Source organism: Ectobacillus sp. OTK (genome assembly GCF_059698935.1).
The window spans coordinates 863,990-885,609 of sequence record NZ_AP048547.1 but is presented as its reverse complement, the minus strand read 5'-3'; the positions used below and the strand labels follow the sequence as shown (position 1 = coordinate 885,609).

General features: G+C 39.0%; 17 protein-coding genes and 2 pseudogenes. 10 read left to right on the top strand and 9 right to left on the bottom strand.

Annotation, left to right across the window (positions count from 1 at the left end; all coding sequences use genetic code 11):
* The first annotated feature begins 326 nt into the window (after positions 1 to 326).
* From AC6HZ4_RS04380 to AC6HZ4_RS04370, 3 genes are all read left to right on the top strand, one after another.
* Positions 327 to 1,787 (top strand): multicopper oxidase domain-containing protein, encoded by a 1,461-nt coding sequence (locus AC6HZ4_RS04380; RefSeq protein ID WP_497493815.1) that lies wholly within the window; start codon positions 327 to 329, stop codon positions 1,785 to 1,787.
* 384 nt (positions 1,788 to 2,171) lie between these two features.
* On the top strand, positions 2,172 to 2,729 hold the full coding sequence (locus AC6HZ4_RS04375; protein ID WP_497493814.1) for a recombinase family protein: 558 nt from the start codon (positions 2,172 to 2,174) through the stop codon (positions 2,727 to 2,729).
* Entirely contained in the window at positions 2,726 to 5,704 is a 2,979-nt protein-coding gene (locus AC6HZ4_RS04370) for a Tn3 family transposase (RefSeq protein ID WP_497493813.1), read from the top strand. The genes AC6HZ4_RS04375 and AC6HZ4_RS04370 overlap by 4 nt, the downstream gene beginning before the upstream one ends.
* 174 nt (positions 5,705 to 5,878) lie before the next feature.
* Here the strand turns inward: AC6HZ4_RS04370 and AC6HZ4_RS04365 are convergent, their stop codons facing one another.
* The gene (locus tag AC6HZ4_RS04365) at positions 5,879 to 7,309 is read right to left on the bottom strand and encodes an IS4 family transposase (protein WP_497490925.1); all 1,431 of its coding nucleotides are present in this window, start codon (positions 7,307 to 7,309) and stop codon (positions 5,879 to 5,881) included.
* Between the two features lie 107 nt (positions 7,310 to 7,416).
* Between AC6HZ4_RS04365 and AC6HZ4_RS04360 the strand changes: the two are divergent.
* Positions 7,417 to 7,608 (top strand): annotated as a pseudogene (locus AC6HZ4_RS04360) (IS110 family transposase); the annotation flags it as partial.
* A 233-nt stretch (positions 7,609 to 7,841) separates the two neighbouring features.
* On the opposite strand, the gene AC6HZ4_RS04355 reads toward AC6HZ4_RS04360, so the two are convergent.
* Genes AC6HZ4_RS04355 through AC6HZ4_RS04340 form a run of 4 tightly spaced genes read right to left on the bottom strand, consistent with a single transcriptional unit; the run spans position 7,842 to position 12,368 of the window.
* A complete protein-coding gene (locus tag AC6HZ4_RS04355; RefSeq protein ID WP_497493812.1) occupies positions 7,842 to 8,315 on the bottom strand; it encodes a hypothetical protein in 474 nt (157 codons plus the stop codon).
* Complete coding sequence (locus AC6HZ4_RS04350) at positions 8,287 to 10,422, bottom strand: site-specific integrase (RefSeq protein WP_497495596.1); 2,136 nt, start codon at positions 10,420 to 10,422, stop codon at positions 8,287 to 8,289. The genes AC6HZ4_RS04355 and AC6HZ4_RS04350 overlap by 29 nt, the downstream gene beginning before the upstream one ends.
* A gap of 14 nt (positions 10,423 to 10,436) precedes the next feature.
* A complete protein-coding gene (locus tag AC6HZ4_RS04345) occupies positions 10,437 to 11,783 on the bottom strand; it encodes a tyrosine-type recombinase/integrase (RefSeq protein ID WP_497493811.1) in 1,347 nt (448 codons plus the stop codon).
* 30 nt (positions 11,784 to 11,813) lie between these two features.
* Positions 11,814 to 12,368, bottom strand: coding sequence for a helix-turn-helix domain-containing protein (locus tag AC6HZ4_RS04340; protein ID WP_497493810.1), 555 nt, complete (start codon positions 12,366 to 12,368; stop codon positions 11,814 to 11,816).
* A gap of 242 nt (positions 12,369 to 12,610) precedes the next feature.
* Between AC6HZ4_RS04340 and qoxA the strand changes: the two are divergent.
* From qoxA to qoxD, 4 genes and pseudogenes are all read left to right on the top strand, one after another.
* Positions 12,611 to 13,348 (top strand): annotated as a pseudogene (gene qoxA / locus AC6HZ4_RS04335) (cytochrome aa3 quinol oxidase subunit II); the annotation flags it as partial.
* Positions 13,349 to 13,378: 30 nt separating this feature from the next.
* On the top strand, positions 13,379 to 15,313 hold the full coding sequence (gene qoxB, locus AC6HZ4_RS04330) for a cytochrome aa3 quinol oxidase subunit I (protein WP_497493809.1): 1,935 nt from the start codon (positions 13,379 to 13,381) through the stop codon (positions 15,311 to 15,313).
* A 15-nt stretch (positions 15,314 to 15,328) separates the two neighbouring features.
* Positions 15,329 to 15,940 (top strand): cytochrome aa3 quinol oxidase subunit III, encoded by a 612-nt coding sequence (gene qoxC / locus AC6HZ4_RS04325; protein ID WP_497493808.1) that lies wholly within the window; start codon positions 15,329 to 15,331, stop codon positions 15,938 to 15,940.
* A gap of 2 nt (positions 15,941 to 15,942) precedes the next feature.
* Positions 15,943 to 16,254, top strand: coding sequence for a cytochrome aa3 quinol oxidase subunit IV (gene qoxD, locus AC6HZ4_RS04320; protein ID WP_497493807.1), 312 nt, complete (start codon positions 15,943 to 15,945; stop codon positions 16,252 to 16,254).
* 188 nt (positions 16,255 to 16,442) lie between these two features.
* Here the strand turns inward: qoxD and AC6HZ4_RS04315 are convergent, their stop codons facing one another.
* The 4 genes from AC6HZ4_RS04315 to AC6HZ4_RS04300 form a co-directional block, all read right to left on the bottom strand.
* Positions 16,443 to 16,907, bottom strand: a complete 465-nt coding sequence (locus AC6HZ4_RS04315; RefSeq protein ID WP_497493806.1) for a DUF2178 domain-containing protein — start codon at positions 16,905 to 16,907, stop codon at positions 16,443 to 16,445.
* Positions 16,904 to 17,119 carry a helix-turn-helix transcriptional regulator gene (locus AC6HZ4_RS04310; protein WP_497493805.1) on the bottom strand — a complete coding sequence of 72 codons (216 nt, stop codon included), beginning with the start codon at positions 17,117 to 17,119 and terminating at the stop codon, positions 16,904 to 16,906. Before AC6HZ4_RS04310 ends, AC6HZ4_RS04315 begins: the two co-directional genes overlap by 4 nt.
* A gap of 169 nt (positions 17,120 to 17,288) precedes the next feature.
* Positions 17,289 to 18,422: a 3D domain-containing protein gene (locus tag AC6HZ4_RS04305; RefSeq protein WP_497493804.1), complete on the bottom strand. Its 1,134-nt coding sequence runs from the start codon at positions 18,420 to 18,422 to the stop codon at positions 17,289 to 17,291.
* 237 nt (positions 18,423 to 18,659) lie between these two features.
* Positions 18,660 to 19,610, bottom strand: a complete 951-nt coding sequence (locus AC6HZ4_RS04300; protein WP_497493803.1) for a DMT family transporter — start codon at positions 19,608 to 19,610, stop codon at positions 18,660 to 18,662.
* A 147-nt stretch (positions 19,611 to 19,757) separates the two neighbouring features.
* Between AC6HZ4_RS04300 and AC6HZ4_RS04295 the strand changes: the two genes are divergently transcribed.
* Positions 19,758 to 20,228, top strand: a complete 471-nt coding sequence (locus tag AC6HZ4_RS04295; protein ID WP_497493802.1) for a PH domain-containing protein — start codon at positions 19,758 to 19,760, stop codon at positions 20,226 to 20,228.
* Positions 20,221 to 21,606 (top strand): PH domain-containing protein, encoded by a 1,386-nt coding sequence (locus AC6HZ4_RS04290; protein ID WP_497493801.1) that lies wholly within the window; start codon positions 20,221 to 20,223, stop codon positions 21,604 to 21,606. The genes AC6HZ4_RS04295 and AC6HZ4_RS04290 overlap by 8 nt, the downstream gene beginning before the upstream one ends.
* Positions 21,607 to 21,620 lie beyond the last annotated feature (14 nt).

Below are 21,620 nucleotides of genomic sequence, written 5' to 3'. Positions count from 1 at the left end.
TTTAATTACTTTACCTTGATGGCGATGGGGTAGTACCAGCGAAGCTGTTACCACCCGCAATAAGGAATAGCAAGTTCATTTTCACTATCATTTGCTGCTTTCAGTAGGTTCAGTGACAGGATTTGTATCATTGACCGCAAAGTAAAGTTCATGAAGGGATACCGCCCGTATGTTGACATAACCCCCCTAAGACAATTTCTAAGATGAAATATTGGAGGAGGTCCCCCGAAAAGAGGTGAAGTTCATCTGAGATTAAACTCTTGCATAAGATAATCAAGAGCCTATTCAAATAGGCTAATCATTATTTATGAATGGGGGTCATTCAAATGTCCGTAAGGCATTATGTTTTATTAGCAACTGATGGCTTTATTTATCTGTCTGGTGATAAAACCCTATGTCCTTCTCCACAAACTAGGCAAAAAATTTATGTTTTTGGATTCGTCGGTGGACTTTTTAAAGTTGATGGTAAAATTATAAATCCTACACTTGATTGGACTAATCACGAAAATTGGAAAAAACTACTTGATATGAAGGGCACTGCTACAATTCCATCTCCTCTTATTTTTGGTGAAGTTGATGATCGCATCTATATTACCCTCATAAATTTAGGGATGAAAGAACGTCCAGGTTTGATGGACTATCATACTGTCCATATGCATGGAGCTCATGTGGCTACACAATTAGATGGGTTTCCTGAAACATCTTTCGGCGTTCCAGTTTGGACTGATTATAAGAACCAACCTCCGACAATGACATATTTTTTTCGACCAGTACATCCAGGAACGCTTATGTATCACTGTCATGTTGAAGCATCCGAACATATTCAAATGGGAATGTACGGTGCCTTAATCGTTTATCCATCTAAAGAAAGCTTAGCTTTAGCAGGTATCAAACAAAGTAAAAATGGACAATGGTTTTATAACGGTAAACCACAAACCCAAATTCCCAAGACAGCTACAAATAGAAATTTTGCTTATAATGACATTCATACATACTTTGATAAAGAGTATGTTATGCTATTATCCGACATTGATTCAGTATGGCACGAAAGTGTCCATAAGGGTTTATTCTTCAATGCAGCTAACTACAAACCAGACTTCTGGCTGATTAATGGTCGTGTATTCCCAGATACTTTACTTCCTCATCCTTTAACCATTTCTAATAGTGAAGTTGAATCTCATTTAACCCAAATCAATTACGAATCATATGTGCGGGTAAAAATCGATCAACAATTTCTGCTCAGAATGATTAATATGGGGTACCAGGTTGTACCTTGGCATATTCACGGATGGCATTTTACAATTATAGGAAAGGACAGCCATATTGATCCTTTTATCAAACTCTCATCTCTCCTTCAGCTGGACGAATCCTTCCTTCATGAAGTCAAACACAAAGGTTTTACGGTAAGCATAGGTTCTGGAGAAACTTATGACTTACTCCTAAACGCAGATGATAAACGTTTTGAATACTTAGATTATATTACTAGGGGCCAAGATGGTTTTCCCTCTCTCTGCTCCCAATTAAAAGAATTGCATAAAGCCGATACTAATGCTATTTTTAACATTCCTACTGAACCTGTCAAATGCAAATCACCTGAGTTAATTAATTACCTTAAAATTTGTCAACAATCGATTATTGATTTAAATGATCAATTTTTTCCGCAATTTTACCCTATGCATAACCATGATGATTACAAAATCACAAATAAAGGAATTTATCCTGGTGGTCAATTAACATATATCCAAACTGATACACCTGATTATTATGCTGATAGTGAATCAAATTAAAACAAGAAAAAAAGCTGCTTACATATTATTATAAATTTTATGTAAACAGTTTTTTTAAGATTATCATACCCTTAAAAGGGATCCGATTTTTCTATGATGAAAAATATCTTAACGTGGGTTTTATGTCAACATGCGGACGGTACCTCTTCATGAACTCTACTTTGCGGTCTATGACACGAACCCTATCACTCCCCCCAGTAAGATAGTTCTTTTTTGCTTCAACCGTAACAAAAACGTTCGTTTCTGTTACGTGGGTTCCCATCAATTTTCCAAGTTAGTAATCTCGCATAACTGACGTAACAAAAATATGTAACAAAAATATTTTGTAACAATATTGATCTTTTATTGTTTTTGATACAATAATGTAGGAAGGAGAGGATGCATATGAAATTTGGTTACATGCGAGTTTCTACAATTGACCAAAATTTAGATCGCCAAAAGAAACAGCTTGAGGATTTCGGATGTGAACGTATCTTTTTTGAAAAACTGACTGGTACTAAACGGGATCGACCGGAGTTAAACCGTATGTTGGAGTTTCTTCGAACAGAAGATACGGTTGTCGTAACGGATTTAACTCGCTTATCTCGTTCCACGAAAGATTTGATTGAGATTACAGAGCTAATTTCACAAAAGGGAGCGCATTTAAAAAGTTTAAAGGAGTCCTGGCTTGATACAACAACAGCACATGGAAAAATGCTGTTTACCATTTTTGCTGGAATTGCACAGTTTGAGCGAGATCTCACCTCTGAACGAACAAAGGAAGGAATATTAGCTGCTAGGAAGCGAGGAAAACTTCCTGGAAGACCAAAAGCTGACGAGGAAAAAATTAAGTATGCTTTATATCTTATGCAACAAGGGATGAGCCGAACAGATGCTGCTGAAAAGGCTGGTATCTCTCGTATGACTTTGTATCGTAAGATACAAAAGGAGGAAAGAAATTGAAAAGAAATTGGGAATTTGATGAGTTAATTGATCACTTTATACTGATGCCTGATGAGCAAGAATTAATTCAACTAAAAAGAGGAAATACGAAGCTCGGTTTTGCAGTTATGTTTAAGTTTTTCCAATACGAAGCTAGGTTTCCTCATACTAAAAGTGAGATACCTAAAACAATTGTAGAATACATAGCTAAGCAGCTAGATATTAATCCCGATTCCTTTTCTGAATATGATTGGACTGGACGTACTATTACTTATCACCGTTCAGAAATACGTACTTATTTGGGATTTCGAGAAGCTTCTCTTCAGGACTCAGATGTAATGACAGATTGGTTATGTAAGTATGTTCTATATCATAGCCATGAATTCAACTATGTTGAGGACAAGGTATATCAACAATATAGAGAATTAAAAATTGTACCTCCCACCACAGATCGGGTAGAGCGTCTCATCCGCTCTGCTATCCACTCCTATGAAGATCAATTTTTCACAACTGTCTATCAGAAGCTCTCTAACCAAACATGTGAGGGGCTGGATAGATTAATTAATAACTTGGAGAAAATTGATGATTCTACAGAAATGAATGAAGCCTTAACATTTCATGAATTAAAGTCTGATCCTGGACGTATTGGATTAGAAACAGTCTTCAAAGAACTACATAAACTTCAAACCATAAAAGAACTGCAATTACCCTATGATTTATTTAAGGATACACAACCTAAAATTTTAAGGAAATATAGAAAACGTACTGCAACAGAGGATATCCGTGAACTACGTCGGCATCCGCCCCAGGTTCGATACACGCTTCTATCTTCATTCTTTTGGCTTCGTAGAGCAGAAATTACAGACGGTTTGATTGAGCTCCTTATACAAATTATACACCGCATTAATGTAAGAGCTGAGCGTCGAGTTGATAAAGAATTGCTACATAATTTAAAAAAAGTAAATGGAAAGAATAACATATTATTTCATATGGCTGAACAAGCATTACATAATCCTGACGGTATTATTCGTGATGTACTTTATCCTATCGTAAGTGAAGAAACGCTTAAAGATTTAGTAAAGGAATTTAAACACACAGGACCTGCCTACAAACAGAAAGTACATACCATTATTCGTTCATCCTACAGTTCTCACTATCGTAGAATGGTTCCCCCTATTTTAGACATACTAGAATTCTATTCAAATAATGAAATTCACCGTCCAGTAATTAAAGCGTTAGAACTTATCCAAAAATATACGACTTCCAGTGCTCACTTCTTTCCAAAATCTGAACAGATTCCATTAGATGATGTGATCCGCCCTAGTTGGAGACATCTTGTTATAGAAAGCGACATTTCAGGTGAAGAAAGGATTAATCGGATTAATTACGAGATTAGTACTTTACAAGTGCTGCGTGATAAGTTGCGATGCAAGGAAATATGGGTACCGGGATCTGAAAGATATCGGAATCCAGATGAAGATCTCCCGCAGGACTTTGAAATACGTCGTGAAGAAAACTACAAAGCATTAAAACAGCCTATTAACTCTGACGAGTTTATTGCAAACCTAAAGGAGAAAATGACAAAAGCATTAAATAAATTAGATCAAGGCATACCTAAAAATAGTAAGGTTCGTATTTTAACAAAGGGAAACGGACGAATATCAGTGTCTCCTTTTGAGCCAAAGTCAGAACCAGTAAACTTGTCACGGCTAAAAGCTGAAATTATGAAACGTTGGCCAATGACTAGTTTACTAGATATCCTAAAGGAAGCTGATTTACGAGTGAACTTTACGGAGCATTTTAAAACGGCTGCTTCTAGAGAAGTTATTAGTAAGGATACGCTGCAAAAGAGACTTATCTTATGTTTGTATGGTTTGGGAACAAATGCAGGGTTAAAGAGAATTTCAAACGGAGAGCATGGAGAAAAATATAAAGATCTGTTATATATTCGGCGAAAATATATCGATAAAGATAATCTACGGAATGCTATTGCAGAGATTGTAAATGCCATTTTACGAAATAAAATGACAGATATATGGGGAGAAGGAACAACAGCCTGTGCTTCCGATTCCAAAAAGTTTGGAGCGTGGGACCAGAACTTAATGACTGAATGGCATATTCGATATAGGGGTAGAGGCGTAATGATTTACTGGCATGTAGCTAAACATTCAACCTGTATCTATTCCCAATTGAAATCTTGCTCTTCTTCTGAAGTTGCATCTATGATTGAAGGTGTTTTGAAGCATTGCACAAGTATGGAGGTTGAAAAGAATTATGTAGATAGTCACGGTCAAAGCGAGGTAGCATTCGCATTCTGTCACCTTTTAGGATTTCAGCTTATGCCAAGATTAAAGGCTATCCACTCTCAAAAACTGTATAGGCCAGATAGTGGTATGAGTGATGCTTTTCCCAATTTACAGCCGATTCTTACAAGGCCTATTAATTGGGAACTGATTCGTCAACAATATGATCAGATGATTAAGTATGCTACTGCTTTACGCCTTGGAACAGCTGAAACAGAGGCTATTTTGAAACGATTTACAAGAAGTAACTTAAAACACCCCACCTATCAAGCGCTAGCTGAGTTAGGAAAAGTTATTAAAACTATATTCTTGTGTGATTATTTGGATTCTGAAGATATTCGGAGAGAAATTAATGAAGGTCTCAATGTTGTAGAGAATTGGAACTCCGCAAATAGCTTCATCTTTTACGGAAAAGGTGGAGAAATCGCAACAAATAGACTGGAAGATCAGGAGGTTTCGGTTCTTTCTCTACATCTATTGCAGAATTGTCTTGTGTATATCAATACACTCATGATTCAAACTGTTTTATCAGAAAAGAAATGGTTAGATATGATGACTCCTGAGGACTTGAGAGCGTTAAGTCCTCTCATTTACAGCCATGTAAATCCTTATGGTATCTTTAAATTGGATATGATGGAACGAATTCAAATTGAAGAAGGATTATCGGAGCTAGAGGAATCTGTGCATTCATAATTTATAACCTTATTGCGGGTGGTGACAGCTTCGCTGGTACTACCCCATCGCCATCAAGGTAATTTTGTGTAAGGCGACTTTTTGTTAAATTCTATTGCACTTCTAGAATATATAACTTGAACTATTTAAAAATTGGCATACCAAATAAACCCCCACGGGTGAAGTTTTTTTTGCTTAAGCCGCTTGGTTGTCAGACATGGTATACTGATATACGACACCCAATATATCAAAGACTGTTTTCTTCTCGTACCTATGAGATTTTCGCCCGTTACGCTGTAGGAGGTTGAACAGGCGAAGTAGAATCCTTGATATTTCTGTGGTGTCTTTTTCCATGGCTTTATGTAAAAGAGGGAAATAATCCATAATCATATACATTGCTTTATATTCACTTAGCTCCCGTTTTTTCTTCACAAGAAGTAACTGCCGCATTTGAAACATCGTAGAAGAACAAAGTAAGATGGCTATTAATTGGCCATACAAATGACACTCTAATCGCTCGCGCTTCACCTTTTTACAATGATCAATCTGAAAGAACGATTTCCATATTTTGAACAAAATTTCTATTTGCCAACGTAAGGAATACAAATCATGGACATGTCCCGTCGGGACAATATCAGTAGAGGTGTTCGTCGTATATACATTTATCCCACTCAACCGTTTACTACGAGGAGAATACGTCATCCCTTTCTTTTTCTCACGAACTGCTTGATCTTGTAGGCGTTTTTTCTGTTGTTCTTCTGTAAGACGATGAACAATGACACGAGCCGGCAATTTTTCAGCCATTCCAATATAGGCGTCTGGTATTTCATAGGTTTGTCCTGGTTGCAGAGTGTTCATCAGGTCCTCCATATCTAGTTGGATATACTGAGATCCTTTTTTGATTCTTCCATCTTGAAAATACTCAGGATTCGGATTTTTCTGGTATACGCGTGTATTAGATTTGATACGAGAGATATAGTATGCTTGCTGCTCTTGTATGTGTTGAAGATCTTTGATATGAAAATAGCCTAAATCCCGTATGCACAAGTCCTTTGCTTCTACAGAAGGTACACAGAGAGAACCGTAGGTACGATCGTGTTGTTTACCCGGCCCCATATGAATATGAAGGAATTGTCCACTTAGAAGATCATATTCCAATTGAATCTTAATACCAGCCTTATGGCTGCATCCTCCAGCCCCTGGATAGACGGATGCAAAAACATTTGGCAGTTGAAATGCAGTGGAGTCTAGTATACGAATCCGCTGAAAAGTAGTTGCATACTGAGGTGAAAATATTCTTGATGCAGATAGCTTTTGGGTGAGGAGCTGAGTTAATATGTGCTGTAAAAACTCTACAGCGTTGGTATTAAACCGTTGATTGAGTCCTTCAGGACTCATAAGTATGCCTGTTGCTGCTTCTAAACCGCTACATAACTGGGTCAAGGAGGTTTGAGCCACACTCTGACTTATCCATACACATAAAGCTGCTAGATCTTGTGCTCGATATTTACTGGTTCGTTTTACAAATCCGACTTCTTTAGCTACATGTTGTAAATGAGTTGGTGATACATGTCGTTGAAGCTCTTCTGCAAATAGCTGTAATTCTTGAGATACAGAACACGTCATACAAAAATGCGCCATCCTTTCCATGGTGATAGAGAAAGAATAACGCATTTTTTTCGTTTTGGGGGTATTTAATTACTTTACCTTGATGGCGATGTGGTACTACCCCTTATATGATGCTTAAAACGGGTCAAAAATATGACCCTCTAAAACACGCAAAAGCAACGGGAATCCCTTGGGATTCCATTTATGATAAAAGAACAAAGAGTATCAACTCGGAGAGATTTTATCAAGAAGCGTTAGAGCTTGCCGGGAGTTCAACATCTGACGATGTTGAATTAATCGAAACAGAGGAAGACTAAGCTTATTTTTGAATAACAATAAAGTATTCCGCAAACGGGCCATTTAGTGAAAAAGGACTTTTTCAATTTTGTTAAAAACACCGAAAGGTGTTATCGGTCTTTCAGATTAATAACTTCCCATAGAATGTTCCACATTATATGACGTAAGAGAAAAGGATAGATAAAAGCAGATATAATTGGCTTTATCTATCCTTTTTAGTACTACATATGATCTCATTTACTACTACAACATTTTACTGGAACTTCTCAAATTGACTGGCTGCCCAACTTTTATTATTTTCAACAATATATTGTTCTGCATGGATTAGTTTTTGTACAAGTTCTTCTTTAGTTAACCTCATGTATTTCCTTTTTAGATATTCCGAGTCTCTGTCATGAATTAATTTTCGATAGTCAGTATCTTCGATACTGGAAGAGTTTGCTGAACTAGTTTTGTTAGAGTTCTGCTTTCGCTTATACGTTGTACTATGTTGTTTATAATAGTCGTACAACTCCTTGTTTGTACGAATGGTATTTTCGTGAATACCTTTTCCTTTAGTATCAAGTTTTTTTGACTCTTCCGATATAGAACTGAAGGTGACAGGGCGACCAGCTTTAACTAGAAGGTCAATCACTTTTTGCCCCAATTCAACTACACGTTGACTGCTAGCTAGGTGATTATCCTTCAGCCAAGGACGTTCACTTATTGAACTGAACTTTTGACTCATAATTTTGTTCCTCCCTGTATCGTTCAATTAACTCAATCTCTTTTAGCTCATTACGTGCATGTCTCCTCATTGCTCTTGCTTTTTTTACCTCTACCGTTAACCCAAGGGCAGCGTAACGTTTTTCCATATCTTTGGATAAATCAATCACCTCTACTAACTCATGCTTTTTTTCCGGTTCTGGAATTTTTGCTTGGCAGCCTAAACATGCCATCTTGATGGGGCAAACCATATCTGTAACACAAGTTCCACCCAAAACGTTGTTGAATATTCCTACTCTCTCTTGGTACTCATCTAGCTCCTTTTGGAGCTTTTTAGGACTTCTGAGGTAGACTTCATCTATGTCAACATAATCAGAAATCACATCATGTAAATCACTAACAGATTGAGCTATTTGACTTGGCGTAGGCTCTGAATAGTATCCTGTTACTTTAACATCTTTTTGGTGTAAAATCTTTGCTACAACATTGATTGACATGGCCTGTCTTTGAACAGCTTCGGTGGCAAACGCATGGCGTAATAAGTGCGACTTTACAACAACAGGTCTACCTTCCTGCGTTTCAAATCTTAACCCGTGAACCAAAAAACGAACACATGCCGAAACCGTAACCTCCTTAAAAGCTCTATGATTATATTGAAGAAAATATTTTTTAGGGTCAGGAAACAAGTGCTTGCGTGTATGCCTATATTCAACACTCGGAATTCCTTCACTTTCATAATGCTCTTTTAACATCATTTGGATTTCTTTAATTAGTCTTACAGTTTGTTCGCTGATATAAAAAGGCTCTACTTCATCTCGACCTTTTGGGATGGCATAAAAAGAGTATCGCATTTTATTTTTAAACTTCACTGCCTTGAGACAGCCGTTATCATTGTTGAGTTGTAATAATTCATTGATTCTAGCACCTGTTGTGGTGAAAATATCTAACGCTAACAAACCGAAGGTTGCTGCGGTATATACTGACTCTGTATCAAACAAAACTCCATCTGCCTTATCTTGGTTACGTGAAACAAATATACTAAGGCTGAGTATTCCTTCATGCTGCGAATAGAAAGGTAGGGGATTTGTAGTTGAATTTTCTTCTCCATATCCCCATGAATTTAAAAATTCACGCTTTTGCTCTTTTTCTTCATCAGTACCACTTAGAGACCATTGCCCTATAACACCTTTTTCAAAAAGCTCGATGAACCAAGGGCCCTCTGCTACATCGTCATCTTCGATGCATTCTGCTTTGATAAACTCTACAAAGTAGTGGTTATTCTCGGTTGAATATGCACCAGAGCGTTTCTCAGCCGCCCTTATAGAGCTTGTATGGAACTGCTCTCGGTGATGAAATACAAACGAAGGTTTGTCCCATAAACGAAAATAAAAACGTTCTCCAATCCGTTCAGGTTCCTCCCAAGAGAATTCTAAAGGTAAATCTACACCGGGCTTTTTAGCCCTTTCACAAGCTGCTAAAAAGTTATCTCTTATTCTTTTAATTTGATTCATACGGAAATTTCCTTCCGCTCGAATCTCAGGGAGCAAAGGAACAACGGCATCTGTTTCATTTTTCCGATTGTCATGTCTCTCAGAGAGAACTAATTTAGCAAACGAAAAATCACTTGAGTCAAAAGATGGCATAGGCAACAAAAATTGCTCAAAATAGACCTGTTCTTTAGCGTCTTTTTTGGTCGTTAACCATTTCTTTGTTGCGTAAGCTCCCATCCTATACAATATTAATACCTCTGCTCTCTTACTGTTAGAATGCTCTGGAAAGACATCTCCTTTTAGGTATTGGTATAGATGTACTTCCACATCAAATTCTGTCATATCTTTCAAAGAAAAAGCATTGAAGATATCTTTCATTCTTGGATTAACTGTCGATAGGATGTTTTTTATTGTTAGTACATCTGCATTATTATCAGCATAAACCAGTATCACCAATAGGAGGTGATTTTTCCAAGGTTTATCTGATGCGGTATTAACAAAATGTTTTAAATTTACTTTATTTAACTTATCTAACAAAAATGTTCCTCGTGAATCTTGTAAGCGAAGGATTCGCTCGTCGATTTTACCTTTTAGCTGCTGATAAAAAGGGGAATTGGGTACAACCGTTGATACTGTCAGATGAATCACTCCAATCAATCAAATAAATCCCGTAATTCCTCCGGAATTTCAGTTTCATCAGTGGTTTCCAACACTGTTAGTGTTGGTTTTTTCTTTCGCTTGTTCTTCTTCTGTTCAATGTACTCTTGCCCTCGTTTTTCCATGTTCTCTAGCATTTTGTCATGTTCTTCACGATGTTTTTCTTCCTCAAAGTGATGTTCGTATGTCTCAATCGTATTGCTTTTAGGAGACCATTTCATATATTGAATGAGTTCCTTTTTTCTTTTCTCAATTTCCGCTTTATCTTTAGATGTATTAAGGATTTCGCGCATTCTTGTGGTAACAAACCAATGCCTTGCTTTATGAGGATTTAACTTCATTTCACTTTTTTTCATTGCTTTGTTCCAGTGGTATAACCATGCATTATAGTTATATGGACTTCCTAATTCCGTAAGGAATATAGGTTCTGTACTTGGTAACGTATTAAAACCTCGTTGTAAGGAATCTACTTGCTTACGCTCCGTATCTATATAGTCCAGGAGCATTTTAACGGTTTCTTTACCAAAGCGAATAAACTTCACCCTCCGACCATGACTTCCTTTACTAAACGTGTTAGCCTCCTGGGAAGATTTTCGCGAACGATAATCTCCGATGGTTAACCCAATTATTTCTGAAACCCTTGCTCCTGTCTCAAAAATCATACGAGTAATCACCATTTCCCTTAACGCCCAGCTAACTTTCTTTCCTGCTTGATAAACTTGATGAGGAAGGTAAGGGTCATCAATGATTTCCGGATGCCATTCCTCATTAATAAGTTTAAAATATGAATCTGTTAATCTTCGGTAAGGAACAGCTTCTTCCGTTCCTGCTTCAGATGGCATACGGGGTTTATTCTTTCTCACACCGTCGGTTTGAGTTTTGTATTCATCTAAAATAGCAATAGGATCTATCATTGGATTGGGATAGTTATATTGCTTTAACCTTGTAAGGGACTTATAGAACCCCCTTAAAGCAATCAGAAACAGGTTGACTGTGTTAGGACTTTTGCTTGTACGGTTTACAAAACGAAAGGAGTCCTCTTCTCTTACTTTACAAGCCATTTCATTCTTAAGGTAGTCTTCAACAATCACTCTTATAGCTTCAGGGTTCTCGTCCCAGTGAACATGGTTTCCTTGGTAGTTACTATAAGTGTCGAGCCAACTAAAGAAAGGGAGGAGGCATTGTAAATATGATAGAGCAGAGCTTTTGCTTATTCTCCCAATGCAGTCATGGTAAAAGTCTGTTAACGGTAGAAATGGCTGATTATTATGGTCAAATACAAGTAGTTCATACCGACTTCTAATACCATCGGGGCAGTAACTATACCAGTATTTAGTTATCATAAACAGTCTCCTTCTTTGCACGTTTAAATGTTAATCTTCTAAAAAATTGTAAAGATGGATTTTTTGTTTATATGTTTTGGTTTCATTGCTATGTATTGGGTTGTAGTTTTGTTGAGTGAGGTCGTATAAATGTTTACTTTGTTTCCTTGGTATTTTGACAGGAACAGATTCAGAATCCCAATTTTCTTGGATGGCTTTTTTTATGAACCCATTAGGGTTTTTCACTCTTGTAGGAGATTGTTGCATGATAAGGAGTATCTCTAGTGTTCGTTTAATTCCTACAACAGAAAGGATGGATAGTATGTCATCAGTAGGCGAAGTTAGGGTAACAGCTTCATAAGCAAGCTTAACCAACTCTGTTTCATCAACATCAGGTTTTACTTTTTCGTAGTGTGTTTGCTCTGTTGTTCCGACAGGAACAACAATTTTGTTGAGGTTGGGTAAGTCGCTTTCAGGGATTCTCCACCCTTCTTTATCACTATTTCTATATGAGTTAGGTAATTTACCAGCACGAATCCATCGTTTTACTGTTTCCTCATGCTTCCCTAGAAGAGTAGCAACTTCTTTGACCGTGTAATCTTTCATTAATATACCTCCGATAAGAATGTACGTTCCTGCAAATGTATGTTCCTATTTTACAACGACCATACTATTGTTGTAAATAACTTTGTTGTAGTAAAAAATGAGGTCATTTAGAGGTCTTATAAATAAAAAAAGGCACACCACTAATAGTTAGTGATGTACCTTTTTATACAATGTGGAACATTCTATTTGAGGCATTGAGATTAGGGGTTAGATTACCATTTATATCCCCTTAGTTTTACAGAGTATGGTCTTTTTGGCTAATGTTAGTCATCATTGTGGTAGTATTTACGTTATTCACGATTATCATCATTAAATATCGTGAAAGACCTGAGAACATGGGGTATGAGCCTCCTGATCAACATGGTAACACATTGCTGGAAATCATTTGGACATTGGTTCCAGTCATTATTGTCATTGCCTTGGCAATTCCAACAGTAAAAACAACATATGCACTAGAGAAACCTCCAGAAAGTACAAAAGACAAAGAACCTATTGAGATTTACGTTACATCTGCAAACTGGAAATGGCTTTTCAGCTATCCAGAAGAAGGAATTGAAACTGTAAACTACTTAAAGATTCCAGAAGACACACCAATTAAGTTTAAGCTTACTTCAGTTGGTCCAATGAACGCATTCTGGGTGCCAGAGCTTGGCGGGATGAAATATACGATGGACGACATGGTCATGGATTTATATTTACAAGCTGATCATCCTGGAGATTATTTAGGCCGCAGCGCTAACTTCTCTGGTAAAGGTTTCACCGACATGGAATTCACAGTCGAAGCTGAAACACAAGAAGAGTATGATAAATGGGTGAAAGAAGTAAAGGAAACCGCTTCTAAACTAACAAAAGAAAAATATAACGAAATTATTGAGCCTGGTGTAGTAGGTCGCATGACATTCTCAAGCAACCATCTAAATTATGTAGATCCAGATTCTCTTGAATACTGTGACTATAACTACTACAAGAACAAGAAATAATAACTTTCCATCAAGATTGGAGTGAATAAAGTGAAGCTTGACGAATTTTTTGTCACAGGTGACCCGATTATTTACGGTGCGGACGCTTCCATCGTTCTTGTAACACTCGGGATCATCTATGTGCTGACAAAGTACAAAAAATGGAGATGGCTTTGGGACAATTGGTTAACAAGTGTTGACCATAAAAAAATCGGGGTTATGTACATTATCTCTGCCGTACTAATGCTATTCCGCGGCGGTATGGACGGATTGATGATGCGTGCACAATTAACATTCCCTGACTCACCATATTTAAACGCACAGCACTATAACGAAATCTTTACAACACACGGTACTGTTATGATTCTCTTTATGGCAATGCCGTTCGTTATAGGGCTGATGAATATTGCAGTTCCTCTGCAAATTGGTGCCCGCGACGTAGCATTCCCGTACTTGAATGCACTTAGCTTTTGGTTATTCTTTGTAGGTGCAATGCTATTTAACATTGCATTCGTTATCGGTGGTTCGCCAGATGCAGGCTGGACAATGTACTTCCCGCTTGCCGGTACTGAGTTTACACCTGGCGTCGGAAATAACTATTATGCAATTGCATTACAGATTTCCGGTATTGGTACATTGATGACAGGGGTTAACTTCCTTGTTACAATTTTAAAAATGAGAACACCTGGCATGACATTAATGAAAATGCCAATGTTTACATGGTCTATTTTAGTTACTTGTGTAATTATCGTCTTTGCTTTCCCGGTACTAACAGTTGCACTTGCTTTAATGACATTTGACCGTTTGTTTGGTTCACACTTCTTTACAATGGCAGACGGCGGTATGCCAATGCTTTGGGCGAACCTCTTCTGGGTTTGGGGTCACCCTGAAGTGTATATCGTTATTTTACCGGCGTTCGGTATTTTCTCTGAAGTAGTAAGTACATTCGCTCGTAAACGTTTATTCGGTTACAGTGCGATGGTATACTCAATGGTTGCAATTGCAGTTTTGAGTGCCCTTGTATGGCTGCACCACTTCTTCACAATGGGTAACAGCCCTGCGGTAAACTCGTTCTTCTCCATCTCAACGATGGCGATTTCGATTCCGACAGGTGTAAAAATCTTTAACTGGCTATTCACGCTGTATAAAGGACGCATTCGCTTTACAACGCCAATGCTTTGGACATTAGCGTTTATTCCAAACTTCGTAATCGGCGGTGTTACAGGGGTAATGCTTGCGATGGCAGCAGCTGACTATCAATATCACAACAGCTACTTCCTAATCGCTCACTTCCACTACGTATTAATCGCTGGTACAGTGTTTGCGATGTTTGCAGGCTTAATTTATTGGTATCCAAAAATGTTTGGTCACATGCTAAACGAACGTTTAGGAAAGTGGACATTCTGGTGGTTCATGATCGGCTTTAACGTATGTTTCTTCCCGCAATTCTTCTTAGGATTAGATGGTATGACTCGTCGTATGTACACATACGACTCAAGCCTTCCTGGCTGGTTGGGCTTGAACCAACTATCATCTGTCGGTGCGGTAATGATGGGTATCGGCTTCTTAATTCTTTGCTACAACATCGTTTGGAGCGCACGTTACGGTGAACGTGATCTAACAGGCGATCCTTGGGACGGCAGAACGCTTGAATGGGCAACACAATCTCCTGTTCAACATTATAACTTTGCTGCTCTTCCAGAAATTAAGCATCAAGATGCTTGGTGGCACATGAAGAAAAACGGTGAATCTCATATCGATGTGAAAAATATTAAACCAATTCATATGCCAAGCAATACAAATCTGGCATTCCCATTGTCGATCCTCTTCTTTATTGCGGGCTTCGGCTTAGTATTCCAGTGGATTCCAGTAGCGATTGTTGGCGGTGTTGGTATCGCAATCGGATTGTTCATGCGTTCGTTTGACTATGACAATGGATACTACATTGACGTAGAAGAGATTAAAAAGACAGAAAAAGTAGCATAGAGAGGTGAAAGCATAATGGCAGCAGTGAGTGAAGAATACAAAAATGCTCCGCTGGAATATCAAGACGGCCAAGGCCGCTTGAATATTCTCGGATTCTGGATTTTCCTTGGAGCGGAAATTGTTCTGTTTGCAACGCTTTTCGCTTCTTACTTGGTGTTGGCGGGCCGTACAGCGGACGGCCCAACACCGCTGCAGCTTTTTGAACTAGGACCGTTAATGGCGCAAACGCTCCTTCTTTTAACGAGTAGTTTCACTTGCGGTATCGCAGTTCATGAAATGCGTAAGCATAATTTAAAGGGCCTTTTAGTTTGGTTTATCATCACATTGCTCTTGGGCTTAGGCTTCTTGTACCTAGAAATTGAAGAGTTTGCTCATTACGTGCATTTAGGCGCGACGATACAAACAAGCGGCTTCTTATCAGGCTTCTTTACTCTTCTTGGAACGCACGGAGCCCACGTTACAGTCGGTACGCTTTGGGCAATTGGAGTTATCATTCAATTGCTGAAGCATGGCTTAACGCCAATTACGGCAAGAAAAGTGTTCATCATTTCTTTATACTGGCACTTCCTTGACGTAGTTTGGATCTTTATTTACACATTTGTATACTTGAACGGGATGGTGGCGTAATTATGGCACAGCATAACACACAATCAACTTCACACCATCATAAAGGATTTCCTTGGTCACACGTTTTCGGATTTGTTTTATCATTGGTATTAACATTTGCAGCGCTGTACCTAGCACTGTACACATCACTTCCCTTTTCTACTATCATTACAGTAATTGGGATTATGGCATTTTTACAAGCTGCCTTACAGCTTGTGATGTTCATGCATATGTCTGAAGGAGAAGGACTTACACAAACGATTTCTATTATCTTCAGTTTCTTTATTGCAATTGTTACTGTCGGTGGAACAATTTGGATTTTCTTTACAATGTAATAAAAAAGGCAGTCTCTTCCCAGAGGCTGCCCTTTTTATTATATCTTTTCCTAAAGACACAGATAGGCTTGCTTGTATGACTGAACTTTACCTGAACACCTTCTTTTGCCTATACAATTTGAAGATTTTCATAGACTCGCCCAGCAGAAAAAGCAGGCTAACCTCAAAAGGCATAGCCTGCTTCTTCTTTACACACGATTGCGATACAATGAAATATGAAAAACAGTCATTTGAACAAGAAGAATAAATAGAAGCAGATAAATGGGGTACTCAGGCAAAGCTGAAGCAATAATAGGATAAAACGGCAACAGACATGCGCAAACCGGAACAACAGTCCAGATGGAAATAAAGGCACTGCGACACGCTTTAGCTGTAATCGCCTGCTCCCTTTCATCGTCCTCTGGAAAAAACAAAGGAAAAAGCCAAAAGGAAATCTTTGTCTGTTTTTGTTTCCTAAATACATACATAATAATAAGGCTTAATAGAAGTGACAATATAAGCGGGCTAATATTCATTGTGACTTCCCAAGACGCCTCAGGATCTCGCAGCAACTTGGAAAACTGCACATTCGAATGATACAGCTCCACAACTCCCCAACCGAATAACAAAACAAATAACATATTGAGTAAGTAAGAACGAAGAACTGGATTCATATTCTGTCCCCCTCTTTTGTTAACCAAAACACATCCTCCATTTTCATTTGAAACACATCACAAATCATCAATGCAAGTAAAAGTGAAGGAACATAGTCGCCTTTTTCAATAGCAGCTATCGTTTGCCTTGTTACCCCTGCCCGTTCTGCTAATGCCCCTTGGGATAACTGAAATCGAGCTCGCAGCTCTCTAACCTTATTTTCAATGGTCAAATACACCACCTCTCCATCTATTGTATGCTAGGATTAACAAAATGTTAAGTAGGTTTAACATAAAATTGAAAAAAATTACTTTTTTAGGGATAAAGTGCAGATTTTTGGTCGTAATATCTACGTCTTTCCTAAAAAAAGCATCGTCCCTACTTCGGACGATGCTTTTTTCTTAATCAAACACAATAATTTTAACCTGCTTAACACCCCAATTGTATGCAGCTTCCTTTGTCGGCAAAAGAACATCTATTCTATGACCGATAATCTTTCCGCCTGTATCTCCAGCTATCGCATAGCCATATCCTTCAACCCATACCTTTGTACCGAGCTTAATGACACGAGGGTCTACAGCAATTAGCTTCATATTCGGGTTCGCACCAATATCATAGCCTGCTGCTGTAATTTGTTCTTCCGATGGACCGTCGTATGGCGTATAAGCTGTTGCTATTACATACAGCTCACGCCCGCCTGAAGATTCTTTATCAGAAATCTTAGCCGGCTGTGCGCTTGCTTCTTGCTGGGCTCTTGCCGCTTGCTGTGCCGCAATGGCCGCCTGTCGAGCTAGTTCAGCTTCAATTGCCTTCATCCCTGCCTCTATGCTTGCCTTTTCTTGCTGGGCAAGGGCAATAGAATTGCTAATTTCATTGTATTTTGCTTGAACTGCCTGCAGAGCCTGCTGTTTTTTAGACACATTCTCTTGAAGCTCCGCTTGTTGTTTGACTAGTTTTTCTTTATCCGCTTCAAGAAGTGCCTCTTTTTGTTTGATCGTTTCCTTATCACGCTCAATTTGCTCAAGGTCCTTTTGCTGAATATGTAAAATATCCTGGTCTGCATTCAGCAATGTTGAGACTGCTGTCATTTTCTCTAGCAGCTCTGCCAAATTCTCGGAATGAATGAGAACATCAAGAATTACATCCGTATTCCCGCTTTCTTGAAGAGATACGACACGGTTACGCATAATATCCTTACGGGCAAGTACTTTATCCTCTAATTTAATAATTTCTTTCTTTTTTTCCTCAATAAGCTGATTCGTTTCAGCAATACTTTGCTGTACCTTTGCAATTTCAGCCTCATTTCCAGCAATTGTACTGTTAATGCTCTGTAATTCCTGCTGCAAACCTTGCATTTCTGCTGAAACCGCTTGCTTTTCCTGCTCTTTTTGCTGGATGCTTGCATCGCTTTGCTGCAATTGCTGCTGCAGCTCACCCAATTGATCGCCGTTTGCCTCGGCACGGGCTGCGACTGTGCTCGAAATACATAGAGCACCTGTCAGTATAAGTCCTGCTATTCGCTTCATATACTTCATGTCTCTACTCCTCTCTTCTATATTTATAACACAAAAATATTGCAATTCCTTTACAAACACTTTAAGAAACATAGAATTTCTCTATATATGAATCAATTTGTCGATTTTTCTTCTATTATGTATCTTACTATTTCTACAAAAAAGCGCCCAAACTTGTTGTTAAGACCCAAATAAACAAATAAAGGACAATACATATCTTATATGGCTAATATGTATTGTCCTTTATTATTCAGAGCACTAAGAAGCTTTTAGCTTAGCCTTTTGCTGCTTATGAGAGACAAAGCTATGCAAAATCATCCCAAGCATAACAAGAAGCATGCCAATGCAGGATGCAGCGGACGGAAGCGGCGCAGACAACATCAGCATTTCTCCACCCACGGCAAAGATAATCTCTCCTGATTGTGTTGCTTCAATTGCTGCTAGCTTTCGTACATCTCCTTTTGCCAAATCCGTTGCCGTAAAAAATAAAACAGTAGCGATTACGCCAGAGCTAACTGCCACAAAAAAGCATTGCAGCACCTGACTGCTAGACGGCGCACCGGAGCCGCTCCATTCATATGCACTTAATAGTATCCATACAGGCATCGTCATAATTGTCATACCGAGCACACGCTCAAATGGCCCTACCTTTCCCTTGCATACCTCCATCATTTTCCGATTTCCGAGCGGATACGCAAAAGCAGCAAGAAGTACTGGCAAAATACAGCCTAACGTCTCCTTTATACCTAATGCTGACGCATGCTCAATCTGCATGAGCACAACTCCTGCCAAAATAATAAGTGACATACCAAATCCTTTTAGCGGTATTCGTTCACGCACTCTTCCCCCGTTCACACGCTTATAAAATAGAGGTGTGAGCAAAATACCTGCGATAATAGTGACTTGCCATGTAGATGCAATGAGCCATCCCGGTCCAAACGAAGCTGCAAAGCAAATTGGCGCATAAAATAAAACAAAGCCAACAAAGCTCCATATAACCCATTGAAGGGGTTGCTTTTTCATCGCAGCAAACAAGGATGTTAGCTGACCACGCATTCCTACAATCACCAAAAGAAGAGGAAGCATAAAAAAATAACGAAGCGATGCACTCCAAATCCAGCTTCCGCCCTCTAAATCCATGGCCCTATTCAGTATAAATGTAAAAGCAAAAAAGAAGGACGCTAATAGTCCTAATACAATCGCCTTCATGCTTTCCCTCCGCATGTTTATTTTTAACTTTATAAATTATATAAAAAATTTCTGCAAGGTAATATAAATTTTTATTGAAAATACATTTTCTTCCTAGTACTAATCTTATATGATAAACATGGGATTACGCATACTGGAGGATTAGAAATGAAGGAATTTGAGAAGGTTCCATACCGTGCAGTGACTGTATGGAAACAGCGTGCAGCGCTTATGCACGCTATAGTTTGGATCATATTTGGAGTCGGCTTTTTCTATGCTTATCATTATAGCGTTCCCCTCCTGCCCCTTGTCGTCATCGGCGGGTTGCTTCTGATAGTGTCTATTTTACAAGTCGGAATTTTACCGCGCTTACGCTGGCAATTTCATGGTTACCGCCTCACAGAACAGGATGTTTGGCTATATGACGGAGGCTGGACACGGGAAACAACGGTTGTCCCTTTATTTCGAGTGCAGCATGTGCAACTTGGTCAGGATCCGTTTTTACGACGAGCAAATTTGGCTAATGTAGAGCTTGAGACAGCTGCGACAAAGCATCATATTCGCGGTCTTGATTTGCATCAAGCGGAAGAGCTCCGTGATTTACTTTTGTTGCGGTTAAAGGAGGAGAACCATGTATAACTACCGCCGTCATCCGCTTGTAATCCCCATGGGGGCGATTCGTTCGCTATGGGCGGCGATTTTACCAATTCTTTTTTCAGTTGGACAAGCAGTGCGCAAAGGAGAAGGCTTTTCATTTCTCACGAGCTTCGGTATATTGATTGGCCTTATTCTCCTCCTTCTCATCTTTGAATTTTTAAAATGGCGTTCATTTACGTACGAATGGGATGAAAAAGAAATTCGTATCGCAAGCGGAATATGGACAAAAACAAAAACAACCGTTCCTAGAAGTGCCATTACAGGTGTGGACCGCAGTGCTAATCCTATTATGAAATTATGCGGACTCGTAACATTGAAGCTAGAAACTGCAGCTGGCGGCAAGGAGGCAGACATTGTTCTGTCTTACATTCCAGATCATTTGGCTGAGGAATGGCTAGAGAAAGAGCAGCATTCACAAGCGGCATATCGATTTACTGTTAGACAGCTTTTTCTATACGGCGCATCTTCCCCTGCAACTCTTGTTGCCATGGGTGCAGTCATCGGTCTCCTAAGCGACTTTTGGAGCCCAGACCGCATTCCAGAGGAAAAGGATTGGTGGGAGCATCAAGCGCTTTGGTTATGGATTGCTGGACTAGCCGGGGCTGTATTTCTTCTTTGGATACTCGCTTCCCTTGTTGTCGCAAGCAAATACTATGGTTTTACGCTGGAAAGGAACGGGGCTGTGCTTACGATCTCAAAAGGGCTTTGGAATCGGCAAACAACCCGTATTCGTACAGGGCAAATACAAGGTATCGTACTTGTACAGCATCCGTTGCAAGCATTATTTGGTTATGTGAGCGTACGCGCGCACCTTACCTCCTCAAGCGATGAAGACGGATCATTTGATAATGTTCTCTTCCCGCTCTTAAAGGAGAGAGATTTGAAAAGCTGGATGACATACTATATCCCAGAATACATCCTCCCTTCAGGAAAAACACTGCTTCCAGGACGGCTCCAGAGAGCTCATATTTGGCGCAACATCATCATAACAGGTTGGACATTGCTGTTTTTCTTTTGGAAGGCATGGACGCTTTGGATTACGATCCCGCTTATCTCTATAGCAGCATTACTCGGATATCTCCAGGGCAAAAATGCTGCCTGGGACTTAACAGACCGTCATATAGCCTTCACATCGCAGCGGTTCGCAAAATGGACAGCTATTATTCCAATGTCTCGTGTTCAATGCATAAAGATATATACAACACCTTTTGGAAGACGAGGAGGCTACAGCACCATTGCCATCCACCACGTATCTGGTTCTATTGGTCATGCTGCTGAGCTTTCGTACGTGCCAACACCTGTTGTAAAGCGAATTGTAGCGTTATATCAACTGAACAGAAGAAAAAAAGATGTATCTTAGAATAAATCAATACA